Annotated in this window: 17 protein-coding genes; 1 reads left to right on the forward strand and 16 read right to left on the reverse strand. The window is 75.1% G+C overall.

What is annotated here, in order from left to right; genetic code table 11:
* Nucleotides 1–13: 13 nt before the first annotated feature.
* The 13 genes from OHS33_RS35590 to OHS33_RS35650 all read right to left on the reverse strand — a co-directional run bounded on the left by OHS33_RS35590 (nucleotide 14) and on the right by OHS33_RS35650 (nucleotide 14,234).
* Nucleotides 14–1,537: an NADase-type glycan-binding domain-containing protein gene (locus tag OHS33_RS35590; protein WP_330334558.1), complete on the reverse strand. Its 1,524-nt coding sequence runs from the start codon at nucleotides 1,535–1,537 to the stop codon at nucleotides 14–16.
* On the reverse strand, nucleotides 1,534–2,106 hold the full coding sequence (locus OHS33_RS35595; RefSeq protein ID WP_330334559.1) for a phage tail protein: 573 nt from the start codon (nucleotides 2,104–2,106) through the stop codon (nucleotides 1,534–1,536). The genes OHS33_RS35590 and OHS33_RS35595 overlap by 4 nt, the downstream gene beginning before the upstream one ends.
* Nucleotides 2,103–4,061, reverse strand: a complete 1,959-nt coding sequence (locus tag OHS33_RS35600; protein WP_330334560.1) for a putative baseplate assembly protein — start codon at nucleotides 4,059–4,061, stop codon at nucleotides 2,103–2,105. The genes OHS33_RS35595 and OHS33_RS35600 overlap by 4 nt, the downstream gene beginning before the upstream one ends.
* Nucleotides 4,061–4,510, reverse strand: a complete 450-nt coding sequence (locus OHS33_RS35605; protein WP_330334561.1) for a GPW/gp25 family protein — start codon at nucleotides 4,508–4,510, stop codon at nucleotides 4,061–4,063. Before OHS33_RS35605 ends, OHS33_RS35600 begins: the two co-directional genes overlap by 1 nt.
* A 46-nt stretch (nucleotides 4,511–4,556) precedes the next feature.
* Nucleotides 4,557–6,470, reverse strand: coding sequence for a VgrG-related protein (locus tag OHS33_RS35610; protein WP_330334562.1), 1,914 nt, complete (start codon nucleotides 6,468–6,470; stop codon nucleotides 4,557–4,559).
* Complete coding sequence (locus OHS33_RS35615; RefSeq protein WP_330334563.1) at nucleotides 6,470–7,192, reverse strand: CIS tube protein; 723 nt, start codon at nucleotides 7,190–7,192, stop codon at nucleotides 6,470–6,472. Before OHS33_RS35615 ends, OHS33_RS35610 begins: the two co-directional genes overlap by 1 nt.
* 31 nt (nucleotides 7,193–7,223) lie before the next feature.
* The gene (locus OHS33_RS35620; protein ID WP_330334564.1) at nucleotides 7,224–7,646 is read right to left on the reverse strand and encodes a phage tail protein; all 423 of its coding nucleotides are present in this window, start codon (nucleotides 7,644–7,646) and stop codon (nucleotides 7,224–7,226) included.
* Between the two features lie 72 nt (nucleotides 7,647–7,718).
* Nucleotides 7,719–8,426 (reverse strand): hypothetical protein, encoded by a 708-nt coding sequence (locus tag OHS33_RS35625; RefSeq protein WP_330334565.1) that lies wholly within the window; start codon nucleotides 8,424–8,426, stop codon nucleotides 7,719–7,721.
* 907 nt (nucleotides 8,427–9,333) lie between these two features.
* Entirely contained in the window at nucleotides 9,334–11,451 is a 2,118-nt protein-coding gene (locus tag OHS33_RS35630) for a hypothetical protein (RefSeq protein ID WP_330334566.1), read from the reverse strand.
* A 4-nt stretch (nucleotides 11,452–11,455) separates the two neighbouring features.
* Nucleotides 11,456–11,614 carry a DUF6760 family protein gene (locus OHS33_RS35635; protein ID WP_330334567.1) on the reverse strand — a complete coding sequence of 53 codons (159 nt, stop codon included), beginning with the start codon at nucleotides 11,612–11,614 and terminating at the stop codon, nucleotides 11,456–11,458.
* The gene (locus OHS33_RS35640) at nucleotides 11,611–12,090 is read right to left on the reverse strand and encodes a hypothetical protein (RefSeq protein ID WP_330334568.1); all 480 of its coding nucleotides are present in this window, start codon (nucleotides 12,088–12,090) and stop codon (nucleotides 11,611–11,613) included. Before OHS33_RS35640 ends, OHS33_RS35635 begins: the two co-directional genes overlap by 4 nt.
* Nucleotides 12,090–12,533, reverse strand: a complete 444-nt coding sequence (locus tag OHS33_RS35645) for a phage tail protein (RefSeq protein ID WP_330334569.1) — start codon at nucleotides 12,531–12,533, stop codon at nucleotides 12,090–12,092. Before OHS33_RS35645 ends, OHS33_RS35640 begins: the two co-directional genes overlap by 1 nt.
* A 102-nt stretch (nucleotides 12,534–12,635) precedes the next feature.
* On the reverse strand, nucleotides 12,636–14,234 hold the full coding sequence (locus OHS33_RS35650; RefSeq protein ID WP_330334570.1) for a phage tail sheath family protein: 1,599 nt from the start codon (nucleotides 14,232–14,234) through the stop codon (nucleotides 12,636–12,638).
* A gap of 160 nt (nucleotides 14,235–14,394) precedes the next feature.
* On the opposite strand from OHS33_RS35650, the gene OHS33_RS35655 reads away from it, so the two are divergent.
* Nucleotides 14,395–15,786 (forward strand): RICIN domain-containing protein, encoded by a 1,392-nt coding sequence (locus OHS33_RS35655; protein ID WP_330334571.1) that lies wholly within the window; start codon nucleotides 14,395–14,397, stop codon nucleotides 15,784–15,786.
* A 15-nt stretch (nucleotides 15,787–15,801) separates the two neighbouring features.
* Here OHS33_RS35655 and OHS33_RS35660 read toward each other — a convergent pair whose 3' ends face one another.
* The 3 genes from OHS33_RS35660 to OHS33_RS35670 all read right to left on the reverse strand — a co-directional run bounded on the left by OHS33_RS35660 (nucleotide 15,802) and on the right by OHS33_RS35670 (nucleotide 19,453).
* Nucleotides 15,802–17,850: an ATP-binding protein gene (locus OHS33_RS35660; protein WP_330334572.1), complete on the reverse strand. Its 2,049-nt coding sequence runs from the start codon at nucleotides 17,848–17,850 to the stop codon at nucleotides 15,802–15,804.
* Complete coding sequence (locus tag OHS33_RS35665; RefSeq protein WP_330334573.1) at nucleotides 17,847–18,560, reverse strand: DUF4255 domain-containing protein; 714 nt, start codon at nucleotides 18,558–18,560, stop codon at nucleotides 17,847–17,849. The genes OHS33_RS35660 and OHS33_RS35665 overlap by 4 nt, the downstream gene beginning before the upstream one ends.
* Before the next feature lie 164 nt (nucleotides 18,561–18,724).
* Nucleotides 18,725–19,453, reverse strand: a complete 729-nt coding sequence (locus OHS33_RS35670) for a helix-turn-helix transcriptional regulator (protein ID WP_330334574.1) — start codon at nucleotides 19,451–19,453, stop codon at nucleotides 18,725–18,727.
* Nucleotides 19,454–19,505: the final 52 nt, after the last annotated feature.

A 19,505-nucleotide genomic window follows, 5' to 3' on the forward strand; every position in this document is an offset into this window, starting at 1 on the left:
CAGCGCGGACGCGTCAGCGGTTGGCGTTCGACGGGCCGAAGAACTCGATCTCCGCGAGGGCTGCCTGCTTGTCGGCGGAGGCGGCGTACGACGACTCGATGATGAAGCGGACCTTGGTGACCTCGCCGACGCGGAACGGACGCCGCTGGCCACCCGCCCCCTGGTCCAGGGTCAGCCGGTGCGTGGTGACCTTGCCGTCCTTCCCGGTGACGGTCGCGGTGACGTGGTGCGGCAGGGCGGACTCGCCGAGCTTGTCGGCCCGTCCGGAGACCCCCGGGGTGATGATCACGTCGAGCAGCCGGGTCGGCTCGCCGAAGGTGACCTCGATCCATTCGCCCTGCCCGGACTGCGAGACGCCGGGCCCCCACCAGGTGTTGCTGTGCTTGTCGAAGGCCAGCTCCGGCTGGTGGCCGGGGTACGAGCGGGAGGCCGTGATCCGGTCCGGGGCGACCGGGGCCCGCTTGGCGAAGTGGTCCTTGGCGGCGTCGATGCCATCGGGCAGGTAGGCGAAGCCGAGGACGGCCAGGGCGACGACGACCGCGAGGGTGATCCAGGTGCCGGCGCGGCCGAAGACGCGGCGCAGCCGGGGCCGTTCGCCCGCCCAGGGGGTCGCGCGGCCCTGTCCACCGAAGAGCCGGCGCCACCAGGGCGGCCGTACGGACGCGGCGGCCCCGCCCGGCTCGGCCAGGGGCATCGCGCAACGCACGCAGTAGTGGCGGTCGGGAGGGTTGGGCGTGGCGCACCACCGGCACGGCGGGCCGCCCGCGGTGCCGGGCTGCGGCCCCGGGGCCCGTACGGCGGGCCGGTCCACCTCCGGCCGGCCGGGGAGGACGGGCGCGGCGGCCGCCGCAGGGGGGTGCGGCGCCTCGGGGTCGGCCACGGGCACGAGCAGGGAGCGCGCCCGGTCGGACATGGTGTCGCTGAGCGGGTGCGGGTGCGGGTGCGGGGCGGCCGGTACGGGCCGGGTGGGCGCGGTCTCCTCCGGCGCCGGGGTACCCGGGCGCGCCGGAGCGGGTCCGGTGGTCCCGGCGGGCCCGGAGCCCGCGGCCCCGTCCGGCCACGCCGGCTCTCCGGACCGGTTCTCTCCCGCGACGGACCGGTTCCCTCCGGCGACGGACCGGTTCCCTCCCGCGACGGGCCGGGGCTGCCCGGGCGCGCCCGGCGCTCCCGTACCGCCAGCCACTCCCGCCGCATCCGCCGCATCCGCCGCCCTCCCGGCCTCTCCGGGCGACGGCGGCGCCGCGTCGGCCGAACTCCGCTCCCGCGCCGGGCTTCCCGGGGGCAACGGCCGCTCCATCGGCTGCGCGACGGCGGGGTCCGGGGCGGCGGCAGCCGTGCCGACGGGCTCGGGCCGGCCGGGCTCCGGCCCGTCCTCCGGTCGGGCGGCCGGCGCGGCTTCTCGCGGGTGGGGCGACGGGGTGGCGGGTTGTGCGGCGCGGGCGCCCTGGTTCCAGCCGAGTACGGCGCCGCACGCGTCGCAGAAGGACTGGCCCGGTTCCGCGGGCGTTCCGCACTCGGCGCAGTTCTGCGTGGTCATGTGTCCAAGTTCCTTTCCACGGCGGTCACCTCGACCGCGTAGGGCATGTGGGCGGGGCGGGCTGCGGCGACGAGGGAGTCCAGGCGGTGCACGTCGGCCGGAGTCGGGTCGGGCAACCGGAGCCTGACGTGCAGCCGCGGGCGCGGGGCTCCGGGGAAGGCGCCGAGGGGACGGGCGTCCCAATCGGCCCCGCCGCTCTCGGTGATCTCGGGCACCGCGCCGAACGCCAGCCGGACCGCTTCGGCGAGGCCGCGGCGGGTGCCGCGGATGCGGTGCAGCGCGACGGCGGCCGCGACGGCGGCCCGCAGCCGGGGCTCGCTCTCGCCGCCGTCGGTCTCGGCGCCCACCCAGGTGCCGAGCCACCGGGCGAAGTCGGCCGGGGTCAGCGCCGGGTCGAAGTAACTGTCCAGGCAGTCCAGCACGTTCAGGACGGGCGCGAGGACCTCGTCGAGTCCGGCGACGAACCGCTGGGCCAGGTCGTCGTCGGCGAAGACGGCGGGGAGCAGCGTGCCCAGGGGCAGCGAGGAGCCGAGTCCGTCGACGGACCCCCGGTAGGGAGCGGCCGTCATCCGCCGTCCCCGATCACCCGGACGCGGTGGTCGAAGGAGAAGACCAGCGAGGGCCGCTCCAGGTCGATGCGGTCGGTCGGATTGCCGCGCTTGCCGGTGAGGGGGTCGGCGGGGTGCAGGACGACCTCGTCGACGAGTTCCACCCCAGGGACCCGCTGCAGGACCGCGAACACCTCGCCGGTCTGGACCGGCCGCCCGAAGGGCCAGCCCTGACCGTCCGCGCCGCCGGTCAGCGGGTCGAGGTGGCGGTAGAGCGCGTCGTGCGCCCGGCGGCGTACCCGGTCCGTGTCGACCCCGCGGAAGGCGTGCACCGTGGCGACGACGGTGACGCCCTGGTAGTAGGGAGGTCCGACGGCCAGCCGGGTGCCGATGAGCCGGCGCTCGTCCAGGTGGCGCGTGATCCGGCCGAGCAGCGCGTCGCCGGGCACAAGCTGCTCGAAACGCAGCCGCCCGCCCGGGTCGGGCACGGCCTGGGGGACGACGAGGACGCGGACCGCGTAGGCGCCGTGCCGTCCTTCCTCCCCCTCCAGGCAGGTGATGCGGGCGGTTTCGGGCGCGGCGCGGCGGGCGAGTTCCTCGTAGTCGCGCAGGGTCACGGCGCGGTCCTGGGCGCGGAGCGTGATCGGCGCCCGCAGCTTGGCCTCCTCGACCGTTTCGCCGTCGACGCCGCCGCGCGCCGCCTCGCGGTTGACGACCTCGGCGACGTACGGGACGGAGGTGCGCAGCACCTGGACGGCGCCGCGCGCCACGTTGCCGCCGCGGCCGCCGCCGGTCCGGTAGCGGTGGGCGCGGACGACGGCGCCCTTGGGGGCGACGGCCCCGTACTGGCGCAGGGTGCCGTCCGGTTCGCGGACGGCCGGGCCGAAGGCGATCTCGCCGGTGGCGGCCTCCAGGGTGACGTGCCGGTCGCCGGGCCGGGAAGCGGCGAAGTGCGGGACCACCTGCCAGTCCTGCCAGCCGTCGTCGCCGGCGGTCTGCAGCAGCAGCGGGGGGTCGTCGGCCACGACCGGTGCGCGGGAGAGCCGCAGCCGCTGGCCGGGCAGTCCGGTCGCCTCGCCGAGGGCCTCGTCGTGGACGGTTTCGGCGTGCACGGCGCGGGTGGTGCCGCCGATGGTGAAGGCCTCGACGGAACGGATGCTCGGCGAGGAGGTGTAGAAGGGCTGGCCCGGCAGCGCGGCGGTGGCCCGGCAGCGGACCCAGCCGGCCTCGTGCCCGCCGCTGCGCGACAGCACGTGCCCGCCGGGCAGGTGCAGGACGACGTCGCCGGGCCGGTTGAGACCGCCGGTGCCGTCCCGGTCCACCTCGCACTCCTGCCAGCCGTCCTCCGTCCAGGCCTCCCACAGCAGCGGCGGCTGGCGGGGATCGACACCGACGCCGTCGACGCGGCTGTCGAGTTCCAGCGCGAGCGCGCAGTGCGGTGCCGCCGCGGTCAGACCGATGAGCATGCAGTCGCCCGGTACCGGAGCCTCGGCGAAGCACAGCACGTCCTTGCCCTCCAGCAGGTCCGTGGTGCGGTCCACGACGGGCTGACCCCGGTGTTGCACCACCACGCGCGACAGCGCGCACGGGACGACGGCGAGGTCGCGCTCGGTGGCGAAGACGACGGCCTCCTCCCGCTCGGTGCGCAGCGTGGCGACCTCGGCACCGGCCCGGACCAGGACCACGTCCTCCTGCGGCGCGGACAGCCAGAAGGTGACGTCCGTACGGGCCGCGGAGGGCGGGAACAGGGTGATGCCGACCAGGTCCAGGAAGGCGAGGTGGTTCTTCTCCGGGACGCGGTTGAGCCGGTAGACGATCTGGTCCGCCATGTGCGCGACCGTCTCCACGAGCGTGATGCCGGGGTCGGAGACGTTGTGGTCGGTCCACTCCGGGGCGCGCTGCTGGATGTAGCGCTTGGCGTCGTCGACGAACTGCTGGAAGCGCCGGTCGTCGAGATTGGGGGAGGGCAGGGACATCAGAGGCCGCTTTCCGAGGAGCCCGACGAGCCCGGTGCGTCCGGCGCGTGCGGCTCGTCGTGGGAGGGGATGACGTAGAAGGGGAAGACGAGGCTGCGCGGGTTGTTGGTCCCGCGGATCGAGTACCGGACGTCGATGAACAGCACGCTCCGGTCGTCGCCGGCGGAGACCTCCACCTCGTGGACCTCGATCCGGGGCTCCCAGCGGTCCAGGCTCACGTACACCTCGTGCTGGATGCGGCCCGCGGTCTGCTCGTTGACCGGGGCGAAGACGAGGTCGTGGATGGCGCAGCCGAACTCCGGGCGCATCGGCCGCTCGCCCGGGGCGGTGGCCAGGACGAGCCGGATGGCCTCCTCGACCTCGCGCTCGCCACTGACCAGCGTGATGCCCCCGGTGGGTCCGATGCGCATCGGGAACGCCCAGCCGGAGCCGATGAACTGTTCGGCCATCAGGAGGCCACCTGCCTTCTGCTCATCCTTCTGGTCATCCGACTGGTCATCCGAAGGGGTACTTGATGTTGTTGACGTAGACGAGTCCCATGAGGTCGACCTTGAGGGCGCGGATGCCGACGTTGGCGATGGTGTTGACCTGGACCGTGCCGCCGGAGGTGATCATGGTGGCCCCCACGGACTTGAGGTTGAGCATGCCGATCGCGTCGACGGTGACCGCGCCCCCGAGCGACCTGAGGTTCACGAGGCCGCGGCCCTCGATGTCGAGCACGCCGCCGCTCTTGATGGTGAGCCGGCGTCCGGCGCTGAGCGTCAGGTCGGTCCCGGCCTCGACGGACACCGAGCGGCCGCCCTTGATGGTCACCGCCCCCTCGCTGTCGACGGTGATCTCCGTCTTGGTGCGGTCGAGGTCGATGGTCAGCCGGTCGTCACCGGTGGCGATGCGGACGCCCTGTCTGCGCCGCCCGGACCGCTGGCTGAGCAGGTCCACGCGGTTGGCCTGCCGGTCGGACAGGGTGTGCCGGGCGGCCTTCCGCTTGAGGCCGTCGTGCAGGGGCACGTCGTCGACCCGGGTCGGCAGGTCCCGGCCGTTGTAGAGCCCGCCGATCACGAACGGGTGGTCCAGCGCGCCCCGGTCGAAGGCGACCAGCACCTCGTCACCGACGTCCATGGGGAAGACCCCGCCGCCGCCCACGCCCCCGGACTGCACGCTGCGGGCCCAGTCGCTCACGTACGTGTCGTCCAGCCACGGGAACTGGAGTTTGACCCGCCCCTGCTTCAGCGGGTCCTGTACGTCGGTGACGATCGCGTTCGCGACGCCGGGCAGCCGGGAGGCGCTCGTGGCGTCCGTACCGCCCCCGCCCGAGGCCAGCCCGTACAGGGACCGCCACTGGCGCCCGCTCACGGTGATCCACGACTCGTAGTGCCTGCCGTCGCCGAAGACGTGCCGCACGGAGGTGACGGTGTACTTGCCCTCGAAGGGCCTGCCGACGTCGCCGAGGGCCACCGCCGCGCCCGGCCGCAGCCGGGGGTCGCCGTGCACCGAGACCTCCAGCTCGGCGAACGACGAAGTGACGTCGGAGGCCAGGGCCTTGGCGGCGTTCCGCACCTCGTCCTGCCGGTCGTACGGCGTGCCGGTCTCGACGAGCCGCGCCGACGCGAACTTCGCGGCCGTCTGCCCCGGGGTGAGGCCGATGGAGATGCCCGGATCGTTGGTGGCCGGGGCCGTCTCGACGATCTTCTTCTTGGTGGTGACGTTCCAGCCGCGCGACTCGACCGCGGCGACCTGGTCGGCGGCGGTGACCGCCGCCCGCAGCCGGAGGATGTCGTGGCCGGCCCGGAGCACGAAGGGGCTCGCGTCGGCGTCGGCCCGCGGGGACGGCGCACCGGCCGACGGCATCGGCGTCACGAACCGGAACCTCCCCTTGGAGTCCAGGGACATCACCATGTCGTTCTCGTCGGCGAGGCGGGAGAGGAAGTCCCAGTCGGTGACGTTGGACTGGCTGATGAAGGCGTAGGTGCCCCTCGTCGACTGGATCCGGCCGATCGGCACTCCGTCCAGGGCGGCGAGCTCGCGGGCGATGTCGGACGCCTTCTGGTTGCGGTAGGCGGCGACGCGGCGCCGGCGCATCATCCGGTGCCCGAGGTCGTAACCGCGGATCACGGTGAAGCTCCCGGTGCCGTCGTAGTCGGCCTCCAACGCGGTGACCTCGCCGGTCAACAGGGGTGCGCCGGCCCCCTGGCCGTCGGCGATCGGCGTGAGGACCACCTTCGTGCCGAAGGTGACGTCCAGCTTGCCGAGGACCAGGCGGTACGGGTCGCGGAAGGTCAGCCGGAACGCGGCGGGTACGCCGACACCCTGGTCGACCCAGCCCTCGACGAGCAGCGGGGCGATGTCGTCCGGGAGCTTCGCGGCGCCGATCCGCACCTGCATGATGCTGGAGAACGCGGGCTGCACCATCAGCGGGAGACCTCCTCGGGCGCGGGGAGCACCAGTTGGGTGCCCGGCACCAGCCGGGACGGGTCGTCGATGCCGTTGACATCGGCGATCGCCCGCCAGACGGTGGCCGTGCCGTACTCCCGCCACGCCAGCGACTGCAGCGAATCGCCGGCCACGACCCGGTGCACGCGCTGGGCGGTGAGCGCACCGGACGTCGGGTTCTGCCCCTTGGTCTTCCCCGGGATCTCCACCAGGTGGACCTGACAGGTGGCGCGGATGGGCACGCCCGTGGTGCCGAAGAGGCTGTACGAGGCCTCGACGGAGCTGACGTACGCCACGAACCGGGCCGTGGAGAACGAGCCCCACTCGAACACGACCCACGGTGGCGACGGCTGGTCGGCGGCGATGCTCTTCGCCGTCACCTCGCAGCATCCCAGCAGGGACTCCACCTTCTTCAGCACCGTGTTGCCGGTCGGCGCGGTCGAGGAGTCCAGAAAGATCTCCAGGGTCATCTCGCGCGGCTCGGCGCCCATGAACTCCGGCCTGGAACCGTCGCGCACGGCCATCGTCGGCGTCGCCTTCCACTGCGCGCGCTGACTCAGCGACAGCTGCGCCGGATTGAACTCGAAGCCGAACGTCCGCATCAGCGCGCCGGGCGTCGTGCTCGTCCCGACCGGGGGTTCGTGGATCGCCAGCGACGCACGCACCAGGCTCTTGCCGGCGCCCCTGCTGCTCGTGGCCATGGGTGTGCCTCCTTTCCGTTCCGTCGCGCCGTCAGTCCGTGAACCCGTGGTGGGTGATCTCCAGGACCTCCGTGGCCACGGCGGCGCTCGCGGGGTCGAGGGTGGGACCCTGCCAGCGCACCGGCAGGACGTCGATGAGTCCCCAGCGGGCCACCAGCGACCCGTCGGCCCGCAGCGCCGCGATCTGTGCGGTGGGCCGCTTGATGCCCGTCTGGACCGACGAGATCCACTTGGCGACCTTCGCGGTGTCCGGCGTGAGCGGCCGGGTGAGCCGGATGGTCGAGAAGGTGACCCGGGTGGGCAGGTGCCACACGAAGCCGTTGTTGCCGCCTTCCTGGCGGTGCTCGACCTCGACCTGCGACGAGAGGCCTTCGCACCCGTTGAAGTAGCCGAGGCTCTCGCCGTCGATGGTGAGGGTGAACCAGATGGTGGACCCGGGGTCCTGGCGGGACATCGGAGAGGGGCCTTCCTGTCGTTCGTTTCGTTCGTTTCGTTCGTGTCGTGCTGGAGGTGTCCGGCCCCAAAATCAGGCGCGCGGATCGCGCAGCCTGCCGATCCGTTCCCGGTCCATGCGCAGTTCGGTACGGACGAGGCGGGTGACCCGGTCGATGATCCGGTGCACCAGTTCGTCCAACTGGAAGTCGGTCAGCTCGCGCGGATCGAAGGCGGCCGCGGGCACCGCGGTGTACGGGGGTGGTGGCTCCTCCTGGGCGACCGCGGCCCCGGGAGCCGGACGCCCGCCGGATGCGGGCGGTTCGTACGGCGGCGCGGGCTCGTAGGGGGGCGGGGGCCCGGGCGGCGGCGGCCGCTGCGGGGACGGCCGGACGTGCCCCAGCGTCGAGGCCACCGCGGCCGACGCGGCGGCCGCGAGCGCCCCGACGGACCGGCCGGAGCCGGCGCCGAAGGGGAGGCGCTGGACCGTGGATCCCCCGGGCGCCGGTAGCCGTCCCCGGGCCGGGGCCGGGGCCGTCAGCGGCGCCACGGGGAGCGGACCGCGCGCCGCGGCCCCTGCTCCGGGCACGGAGGCCCGCCGCAGGGGAACCCCGGGCACGGGGAGGACATCGGGCGCGATGACCGGCGGGGGCGCTGCCTGCGGTACGTGCGGTACGTGCGGTACGTGCGCGGTGTGCGGTGCCGTCGGCGTGACCGGTGCGGTCGGAGCCCAGGCCCGCTGGGCCGGAGGGGGAGCGGCAGCGCCGGAGCCGGCCGGAGCCGTACGGGCGGGCGCGCCCACGACGGGTGCACCGAGCGCGGACCGGCGCCGGGCGTCGGGCGCACCGCCGGATTGCGGGTTCCGCGCCGGGGCGGCAAGGGGCGCGCCGAGCCCCGCGCGTACGGGCCCCCCGGGCGGGGAGGGGGCCGCGGGGCCGGGGTCCGGGGCAACGGCCCCCGGCCGTGGTCCCGCAGGGCCGGGAGCCGATGGGGGCGGGGGCCCGGAGCCACGGCGGACGGGGGAGGTCGGGCGGCCCGTGGACCGCTGCACCGGGCCTGCCGCCGTGTCCGGACGCGCGGCCGGGGAAGCGGTGACGGCCGAGGGGGCCGTCCGGTCCGGGACGGAAGCGCCGGTGGGCCGCGCGGTGCGCGGGGCCGCGGGCGGGGCCACGGTGTGCAGGACGGGCGGGGTGCCGGGTGCGGGCGCATGCGGGGGAGCGGTGTATGCCGCGGGGCCGGCCGCCGGGACACCGCGCCCGGTGGGCCGGCCGGCGTGCGGGGGCACGGGAAGGGGCCCGGCGGGTGGGGTGGCGGCGCGCTGGACGGGCGCGGTGTGGTGAGCGGGTGCCGGCCCGTCAGGGCGGATGGCGGGGGGCGCCGTGGGCGTGCCGGGGCCGACCGCCGGAACACTGCGCTCCGTGGGCCGGTCGGCGTGCGGGGACGCGGGGACGGGCCCGGCGGGTGGGGCCGTGGTGCGTTGGATGGGCGGTGTGTGGTGAGCGGGTGTCTGCGAGGGAGCGGTGTGCGCCGTGGGCGCGGCTGGTGGGCCACCGTGTTCGGCGGGCCGGTTGGCGCGTGGGGACGCGGGGACGGGCCCGGTTGGTGGGGTTGTCACCGGGACGGTCGGGGTGGCGGCGCGTTGGGCGGGCGGGTTGGCGGGAGCGGGTGTCTGTGGGGGAGCGGTGTGCGCCGCGGGTGGGGCCGCTGGGTCACCGTGTTCGGCGGGTCGGTTGGCGCGCGGGGGCACGGGGACGGGCCCGGTTGGGGGGGGGCGCGGTGCGTTGGACGGGCGGGGTGCCGGGAGCGGGCGCCGGACGGGGCGTGCCCGGAGGAGGTGCCTGCGGGGCGGTCGTCGGTCCGTCAGCGCGGATGGCCGCCGGTACGGGGTGCCCGTCGGGCGTGGGGACGGGGGACCCGACCGCCCGTTGGACGGTGGGCCCGGCGGTGGAAGGGCGCTCGCCGACCTGCGCGGGGTCGTTCACCGATCGCTGCGCGGCCCCAGCCCCGGCGGGGGCGGTGGCAGCGGAGGCCGGCGCCGCGTCCGCCGCCCGCGCGGGGCCGGAGGCACCCGTGCGCGGCGTGTCCTGCCGTGCGGAGGGCGTCGCTCCCGACGCCGACGGCCCCCGCGCGCCCGGGACTTCGGGGGCGTCCGTGCGCGGTGCGGAACCCTCGGGCCGGCGCACCGCGCTGCGCTGCACCGGTGTGCCGAGCCCCGTGCGCCGGGCAGCCGGAGCCGTGCGCTCCGTGCTCGTCGGCCGCGGCGGGGCGCCCCGTACCGGACCGTCCTGCACCGCAGGGGCGATCTGCGGCGCGGCCGTGACGACCGGGACATCCGGGGACGGTGTGTCCCCGGCGGCGCCGGTCGCGCCGGGGCGGGGAACCGAGGCCCGCTGCGCCGGCGGCACGGTGCTCGGGGCGGTGGAGGCGCCGGTGGCTGGGCCGCCCCGCTTGGCACCGCCCGACGCGGCCGCCGGGCTCGCTGCCGCTGGGATGGCCGGGATGGCCGGGATCGCGGGAGCCGCAGCGGTCGGCGAGGCCATCGGGGTCGCTGGGGTCGCCGCGCCCGCCGGGCTCGCTGCCGCCGGGGTGGCCGGGATGGTCGGGATCGCGGGGGCCGCCGGGGTCGCAGGGGTCGGCGAGGCCATCGGGGAGGCTGAGGCCGCCTGGCTCGCTACCGCTGGGATGGCCGGGATCCCGGGGGCCGCCGGGGTCGCCGGGGCTGGGGCCGCCGGGGCCGCGACGGTCACCGGGGTCACCGGGGCCGCGAGGCTTGCCGGGCTGGATGCCGCCGTGGCCGCCCGGGTCCCCGCCGGCAGCGGCGCGGGCCGGTGTGCCACCGGCAGCGTCCGCTGCACGGCCGCGGCTACGGGAGGCGCCTTCGACAGGAGCTGCCGGGTCCGTGGCGGAGCCGGCGGTACGGGGGTCACCCGGATCCCGCGCGAGGCCGCCGACGCCGGGGTGGAGAGCGCCCCACGGGCCGATTCCCGGGCCGGAGCGGGTGCGTGGCTCGCCGGGGGCACGGCCACCGCCGGGGCGGACGCCGCCGCACGGGCCGATTCCCGCGCCGGAGCGGGTGCGTGGCCCGCCGGGGGCACGGCCACCGCCGGGGCGGAGACCGCCCCACGGGCTGGGGCCGGTGCGCGGTCCGCCGGGGCCACGGCCACCGCCGGGGCGGACGCCGTCCCACGGGCCGAGTCCCGCGCCGAAGCGGGTGCGTGGCTCGCAGGGGCCACGGCAACTGCCGGGGCGGCCGTCGCCCCAGGGGCCGATTCCCGCACCAGGGCCGGTGCGCGGCCCGCACGGGCCACGGCCACCGCCGGGGCGGACCCGACGGGGCGGGCGCCCGTGCGTGCCGGGGGGACCCCCGGTCCCGCCGGGGAGGGCACGGGGGACGCCACCGGGACCGCCCGGAGCGGCGCCACCGGCACGCGCTGCACGGCGGGCACGCCGGCCACGGGCAACGGCAGGGCGCGGGTGGGGGCGGGGCGGCCGGGCCCCGCGACCGGCCCGGCCGCCCCGGCCACCGCGCCCTGGAGCAGACCGCCGCCCGCCGCGGGATCCAGCACCGCCGGGGAGGGGCCCCGGGTGAACGCCGGGTCCTGCCAGGTCGCCAGCCGCCCGCCGAACCCGGCGTCCGCGATGCCCGTCGGAGCGTCGTCCGTCGTCCGCCGCATCGGCGGCAGGCCGGCCCAGGCGGCAACGGCCACCGGGGGCGCGGACGGCGCGAGAGCCGGGACCGGGGGCACGGCCCCCGGAGCGGGGGAGCCGCCGGGCGCCGACGCACCGCGCCCGCTCCGCGCACCCCGCAGCCGGTCCAGGAATGCCACCTGCTCAGCCCTCCGGTGCGGCGCGCGTCACGAACGACGCGATCTGTTCGGTGTAACGGTTCCGGTCCTGGTGCTCCAGGTCCAAGATCGCCTCCAGTTCCCAGTGGAAGTGGAAGGCCACGTACGCGATCTCCTCGTGCAGCCGGTCGGTCGCGTACGTCACGATTCCCCCAGGCGGCTCCCGCCGAGCTCCACCTCGAAGGGCTCCGCGCAGTGCGGACACCGCACGGCTGCGCGGGTGTGGCCCTCCGCGTTGATCTGGCGGTAGAAGTCCTGGAGGAACGCCAGGTCCGAGGCGAACATGTTCTCCACGATCCCGTCGTGCACCATCGTCAGCGTGCCCAGCCTGACGATGACCCGGCCGAGCAGCACCACCGAGAGGTACGCGGGGTTCTCCTGCACGCGCACGTCCCGCAGCGGGACCAGCTCGTCGCGCGCCGTGGACAGCCGCATGACGCCGTCCCGGTGCACGGTGCCCGCCTCGTCCACGTACCCCCGCGGCAGCTCGAAGGGGAACTCGGTGCGCAGGGACCGCACGGGTGCCGGGTCCGCCGACGGGCCGGTGGGCGCGGCGGCGGGGGCGGGGGCCGAAGGCGCACGGTCCGCCCCCGCCGCTCCCCTGGTCGTCGAACGGCGCATTATTCGATGACCAGTTCTTCGAACACGATGGTGACCGACTCGGTCAGCGCCGCCGCCTCGCCGGCCTTCACCGTGCTCGTCTCGATCTTGCTGCACCAGGCGTTGCGCAGGTTGTAGCGCTTCACCGGGTTGTCCTCGTAATCCATCATGATGATGGAGGCGTTCTTGCGGGCCGTGCTCATCTGGCCGCGGATCGAGTCGTTGATCCACTCGGTGAAGGACGACGACTGGGTCATGCCGCGCACGACCGTGCACTGGCCGTTCTTCTGGACGCCCGGCAGCAGCGCCACCTCGGGCCGGCCCTGCGCGCTGTTCTGCTGGTAGGTGATGACGTCCTGTTCGAGGGTGAGACCGCTGATCTCGGCGAGGTACTCGACCATCACCCCGTCGATCTGGAGGCCGAAGTTGTGTGACGTGAGGGCGTCACCCGGCTGGAGGCTCATGTGTTCGCTGTCCTTTTCACGACGGGAGGGCGCAGAGGGGCACGGAGGGGCACGGAGGCGCGACGGGGGCGCGACGGGGGCGGAGGCGGGCTCCGCGCCCGGTCACTCCTCCAGCTCCCCGTTGCCGCCGGAGAACTGCGCCAGCCGGAAGATGACGAACTCGGCGGGCTTCACCGGCGAGATGCCGATCTCGCAGACGACCCGGCCGAGGTCGACCGACTCCGGCGGGTTCGTCTCCTCGTCGCACTTGACGTAGTACGCCTGCTCGGGGCTCTGCCCGAACAGGGCGCCACCGCGCCACTCGTTGACCAGGAACGCGGAGACGTTACGGCGGATGCGCGCCCAGAGGTTGTGGTCGTTCGGCTCGAACACCACCCACTGGGTGCCGATCAGGATCGACTCCTCCAGGTAGTTGAAGTACCGGCGGATGTTCAGGTAGCGCCAGGCCGGGTCGGAGGAGAGGGTGCGCGCTCCCCAGACGCGGATGCCGCGGCCGGGGAAGGCCCGGATGCAGTTCACGCCGATCGGGTTGAGCAGGTCCTGCTCGCCGCGGGTGATCTGGAGTTCGAGGTCGACCGCGCCGCGTACGACCTCGTTGGCGGGGGCCTTGTGGACACCGCGCTCGCTGTCGTTGCGGGCCCAGACGCCGGCGACGTGGCCGCTCGGCGGGACCAGGCGCGACTGCCCGGTCGCCGGATCGAAGGACTTGATCCACGGGTAGTACAGGGCCGCGTACTTGGAATCGTAGTTGGCCGTCTCCTGGCGCCAGACCCGGATGGCGCGGGCGTTCATGCCGGGCGGCGGGTCGATGATCGCGACCCGGTCGCCCATCAACTCGCAGTGGGCTATCAGGCCGAGTTGGACCGCCTTGACGGCCTCCAGGTCGATGGCACCGCGCTGGTGGGCGGACATCAGGTCGGGCACGGCGACCATGGAGATCTCGTCCACGGCCTCCAGGCCGCCGAAGCCCGTACGGTCGGCCGAGTCGCCGAGGTACTGCGCGGGGCCGGGGTGGGAGTCCTCGCCGTGGTCGGCGGGTGCGGCCGGGGCGGCCTGCGGCGCCGGCAGGTCCACCGTCTGGTTCTCCGGTCGCGCCAACTGCCCGGACGGCGCGGCCTCGGTCACGGTGATGAGCCGGGAATGCTCCTTGACGTGCGTGACGACGTAGGACCGGTTGCCCTTCTTCGCGCTCACGTCGAAGGTCTCGACCGGCTTGTCGCCGTCCTTGACGATCAGCCTGAACCGCTCGGCCGGCCCCTCGCCCTCCGGGTCGGCGACCTCGACCGACAGCGGGCCGAGGCCCTCCGCGACGGCGGCCACGGCGAAGGAACCGAGCGGACGGGACGGGGCGGCGGGCAGCGGGGGCCGGACGGACGCACCGGTGACCGCGGCGGGCGCGGACGCCCGGCCCCGGCCCTGAGCGGCGGCGTCCCCGGCGGACCCGCCGACGCGCACGACGTACGCGGCCGAACCGCCGTTGTTGAAGAACCCGTAGACGGAGTGCGCGAGGTAGTAGCCGTCGGTGAAGTCGCCGAACGCCGCGACGTACTGGGTCCAGTTGGTCACCAGCGTGGGCTCGTTCAGCGGGCCGGTCGGAGCCAGACCGACGAAGGCCGCCACCGACGTGCCGACCCCCTCGATGGGGCGCGAACCGCTGGCCACCTCCTCGACGTAGACGCCGGGCGACAGATAGGACGGCATGCTCTGCTCTCCTCGGGTACGAGACAGGACACCACCACCCTGACGCGCGCGCCGCCCCCTCGAAACGTCCCCCGGTACCTGGGCGGGGGCACGGTCGTTGCCCCGAGGTCTGCCCCCGCGGCTCCTGGCGGGTGGTGGGGCCGCGGTTAGCGTGCGGGGGGTGAGCCTATGGACTTCCCTGGAACCCGCCTCCGTCACCGTCGACCCGGGCAGCAGTACGCGCGTACGGCTGCGCGTGCGCAACACCGGTGACGTGGTGGACGAGTACCGCTTCGAGCCCGTCGGCGACGTGGCACCCTGGACGACGGTGGAGCCTGCGACCCTGCGGTTGTACCCGGGCACCACCGGCACGGTGGAGCTGACCTTCGCACCGCCCCGCACCCCCGACGCCACGGCCGGCCCGAACCCGTACGCGGTGCGCATCACACCGACCGAGCACCCCGAGGCCGTGACGGTCCCGGAAGGGAACCTGACCGTCACCGCGTTCACCGAGCTGCGGGCCGAACTCGTGCCGCCGACCGTCAAGGGGCGCCTGCGCGGACGCCCCCGGCTGGCCGTGGACAACCTCGGCAACACCAAGGTGACGGCGTCGATCACGGGCAGCGACACCGGGGACCACCTCGCGTACGAGATCCGCCCCGGGAACGTCCAGATCGACCCCGGGCGCGCCGCGTTCGTCGACACGACCCTGCGGCCCCGGCAGATCGTCTGGTTCGGTTCCAAGGAGGAGCGGCCCTACACCCTGGCGGTGCGCCGCTCCGGGGCCGAGCCGCTGGAGGTCGAGGGGACCTACGTCCAGCGCGGCTTCCTCCCGCGCTGGCTGGCCACGTCCTTCGGGCTCCTGCTCGCCCTGGCCGTCGCCTTCGTCATGATCTGGATGGCCTACGATCCGCAGGTCCGCACGGCGGCCACCGAGGCGACCGAACAGGCGGGCACCGTGCTGCCGACCACCCAGCCCCTCGCCCCGCCGCCCCCGCCCTCGCCCAGCGCCACCCCCGAAGCGCCGAAGGACGAGAAGCCGGGGGCCGACGGCGGGGGAGGGGAGTCCGCGGCGCCCGCGGCCCCGGCGCCCGTGGTGCCCGCCGAGAAGGTGCTGCTGCGCAATGCCGCCACCCGCATGTGCGCCGACCTGCCGGGGGTCGACAAGGGCCGGATCAACGTGGCCGTCCAGCAGTCCGGTTGCGTCGGCACCGAGGCGGACAACCAGCTGTGGAACCTGGAGGTGAAGTATCCGGACCTCGGCCCCGGCGGCACTCCCCTCTTCCAGATCCGCAACGTCAAGGACCAGCTCTGCATGGACCTCGGTGAGTACGGCGGTCGGCCCGTGGGGACCGGCATCGGCGAGTTCACCTGCGACGGAACCACGGCCGACAACCAACTGTGGTGGATCGCCGTGCAGGAGAGCGGCGACTACTGGATCCGCAACTACGCCAGCAACAACAAGTGCCTGAACGTGAAGGGCGGGGCCGCCGTCGACGACCGGCTGGACATCTCCGACTGCACGAACACGGGCAACCAGGAGTGGAAGATCGTCCACCCCAAGACCGACTGATCACCGGCCGAGGGATCACCAGCCGCCTTCGCCCGGCACCAGCCGCCCCGCCTTGCGGTACTCCCGGCGGGCACCCTCCAGGAGGTCCCGCGCCGTCACCTCGTCGCCCCGCCCGGCGGCGAGGTAGGCGGCGGTCACCACCGCACTGCGGATGGAGCCGCCCGCCAGCTCGAAGTCTCGGGCCAACGCGGCCGGGTCGATCCCGTCGGCGGACGGCACGTGCGCCAGCCCGTGCCGCCACAGCGCGAGGCGCTGCCCGGCGTCCGGGAACGGGAAGTCGACCACCAGGTCCAGCCGCCGGGTGAACGCCGCGTCGATGTTCGCGCGCAGGTTGGTGGTGAGCAGCGCGATCCCGTCGAAGGACTCCAACCGCTGGAGCAGGTAGGAGCTCTCCATGTTGGCGTAGCGGTCGTGGGCGTCCTTGACTTCGGAGCGCTTGCCGAAGACGGCGTCGGCCTCGTCGAAGAGCAGTACCGCGTCGGTGCGGTCCGCCTCCGTGAAGATCCGCTCCAGGTTCTTCTCCGTCTCACCGACGTACTTGTCCACGATCGACGACAGCTGGACCACGTACAGGTCGAGTCCGAGATCGGCCGCGACGACCTCCGCCGACAGCGTCTTGCCGGTCCCGGACTCCCCGGCGAACAGGCCGAGTACGCCCCGCCCGCGCCCCCCGCCGGCGCTGAGCCGCCAGTCGCCGAGCACCCGGTCGCGGTGGCGGGCCCGCAGGGACAGTTCGCGCAGCTGCGCCAGGGGCCCCGCGGGCAGGACCAGGTCCCCCCAGCCCACGGCCGGCCGGATGCGGCGGGTGTGGCTCTCCAGCCCCGAGGCCGACTGGCGGCGCGCGGCCCGCCGTACGTGAGCGGCGGTGACCGGGGCGCCGTCGAAGGCGGCCAGCGCCCGGGCCGCCCGCGCGGCCCGCCGCACCCGGTCCCCGCCGAGGCGGTACGGGGCGACCGTCGCGGCCAGGTCGAAGCCGTCGGCCGCGGCGTCGGCGCCCAGCGCGGCCCGCCACGCGGCGATCCCCCCGTCCCGGCGGTCCGGCGCGTCCAGGACCAGGGGGTCCTCGGGGGCCCAGTGGGGGTCGTACGGGCGGGGACCGGCCAGCAGCACCGTCACGTCCGGCGCCGCGACGAGCGCCCGTACCAGCGGGCCGGGCTCCTCGGGCAGCGCGGGCACGACGACGGCCCGGCCGCTGAGGCGGGCCTCGCGCAGCAGCTCGGCGACGTGTTCGCCCGGCTCGGCGCAGCACAGCCCGTCCAGGCCCGCGGCGCGCAACGCCGAGGCGTATGCGGCCAGGCCGTCGCCCTCGCGCTGTTCCCGCAGGTAGACGGTGGCGGGAGCGGCTGCCAGGAGGGCCGCGAGCCGGTGGGTGAACTGCTCGGCCGCCCGGTCGCCGGGCAGCGGATCCGGCATCGGGCGCACCAGGCCGAGCAGGGCCGCGTCCGGCGTGTCGTCATCGAGGAGATGACCGGTCAGCCGGTCGGGCACGCGCAACGAACGTGTCAGGAAGGGGCGTTCGGGCTCCATGACTTCCAGCAGGCCGAGGGCCAGGAGGGGCGCGGACGGGTGCAGCCGGGCCCGGGCGGTGGCGGACTGTGCGGGCACCCCGCAGAGGTCGAGGGCGAGACCGACGGTGGCCCGGCGTCTGCTCACGTCGTCGTTGAGGTAGCCGTAGAGGGGTTCGAAGGTCCGGTCGACGTCGGGAGCGAGGGCGACGAGCACGACGGCGACGTCGAGCGCGGTGAGGCCCGCCCGCCCGGCCAGCCGGGCCATCCGGTCCATCCGGTCCAACTGGTGCGGCTGGTCCCCGGGGCCGTGCGCCGGGTCCGCGCCGCCGTTCCGGCCGGATCCGGCCGGAACGTCTGGCACCGGGGGCCAGGTGCCGAGCACGTGGCGCACCGCCTCGTCGGACAGGTAGAGACCGCGCAGGGGGTCGTCGGCGGTCGGATCACCGGCGGTCCGCCGTTCGACCAGCGCCGACACCCGCCCGCGCAAGGCGCCGAGGCGGTCGAGCAGCGCACGGCCGGGATCGCCTTCGTCGGCGACCGCTCCAGCGGCGTTCACCGCGCGTCCGAGCGGCCGGAGGTCTCCCGGGGGGTCTCCCGGGGCAGGGGCGCGCCGCCGGCGCCGGCCCGCGCCGCCCGGGCGGCCGCCACCTGGTGGGGGCGGTGCGAACGGCCCTCGGCCGCCGCCGGGTCGCCGTCCATCCCGCCCAGCCGGACGGTCGCGCCCTCGGTGACCGGCGGCCCCGCGTCGTACTCGGGGAAGGCCGGGAAGGGCGCGGTCACCACCAGGTCCAGCGAGGGCTTCAGCTCGCCGCCGAGCGCGGACCAGATCTCGGCGAGCGAGCGTGCCTCCGTCTGCACGCCGGCCGCCGACAGCTGTACGGAGAGCCCCAGCGCCCGCAGGGAGCCCGGCAGTTCCTCCGGCGGCAGTACCTCGCGGGGCAGCAGCGTCGCGAGTACGGCGGACAACAGCCGGTGCTCGTCCTGCGGGGTCTTCGTCCAGGCCGTCACCAGGTACGACAGCTTGAACCAGCGCGGCGGTTGACTCCGCCGCACGACCACGTCCCGTTCGTCCCGCACCTCCGTCCGACCGCGCTGACGCCGGGCCACGTCCTCCCGGATGTCGTACAGGTAGGTGTTGACCACGGGGGCGTTGCGCCGGGCGGCCCAGTCCCGGGTCGGTGCCTCGAAGGACACCTCGATGCCCGAACCCGCCAACGCACCGCCGCCGAGGAGGCCCTTGAGCACCTCGTCCACCTCGTGGATCACGTCCGCACTCCCGCCCTGCCCGCACGGCCGGCTCCGCCCGGTCCGTTGTCCTGCGCCGATCGTCCCCCGGACGGCACCCGGGCCACAGGAGCGAGGGGGACGACGGCGGGGCAGCCGGGCCTGCCCGCGCGGACACCCGTCGGCGCCCGCGGTTGCCCGAACGGTCAGATGTAGCCCTCCCGGAAGGCGAAGGCCACGGCGTGCGCACGATTGCGCAGGTGGAGCCGGATGGTGAGGCCGTGCATGACGTTCTTGACGGTCCGTTCGGAATAGGACAACTTGCCCGCGATCTCGGCGGTGTCGAGGCCCTCGGCGACCAGACGCAGGACGTCCACCTCGCGCGGTGTGAGCCCGAGGGCCGGCGGGCCGGACCGGCCCGCCGCGCCCCGGTGGAGCGTGCCCAGCTGGTGGATGAGCCGGCCCAGGAGATCGGCGGGCAGATCGCTGTCGCCGCGGGACGCGGCCAGCACCGCCTGCACCAGCCGCTCGGCGGTGGCGTCCTGGCGCCGGACGATCGCGCCGATCCCGCACTCCATCACGTCCAGCAGCTCGCTCTCCCGCATCGCGCCCACCACGAGAACGGCGCGTGCGCCCTCGCTGCGCACGAGGCGGCGCAGCCGGGTCAGCGCGGCATCGTCGAGGACGTCCACCACGAGCAGGGCCACCGTGTCCGGACCGGACTCCTCGCGCAGCTCGACCTCGGGGCGTCTGCGCAGCTGGCCGACCGCCCCCTCCAGGCTGATCGGGTCCGCGGCGTACACCGCCACGGGGACGCGCCGGTCCGCGGAGCCCGCGTGCGGGCCCGTACCGGCGGAGGGCGTGGTGAGGGAGGGCCTGGTGGCGGAGGACGTGGTGACGGAGGACGTAGTGATGGTCCGGGGTGAGTCGAGCAACGTTTCCCCTATGCAGCGGCCCGTCGTGCTGCTCGGGCCGGTAGTAGCCGAT

Origin of the sequence: Streptomyces sp. NBC_00536 (genome assembly GCF_036346295.1) — a bacterium.
Lineage (GTDB): Bacteria > Actinomycetota > Actinomycetes > Streptomycetales > Streptomycetaceae > Streptomyces.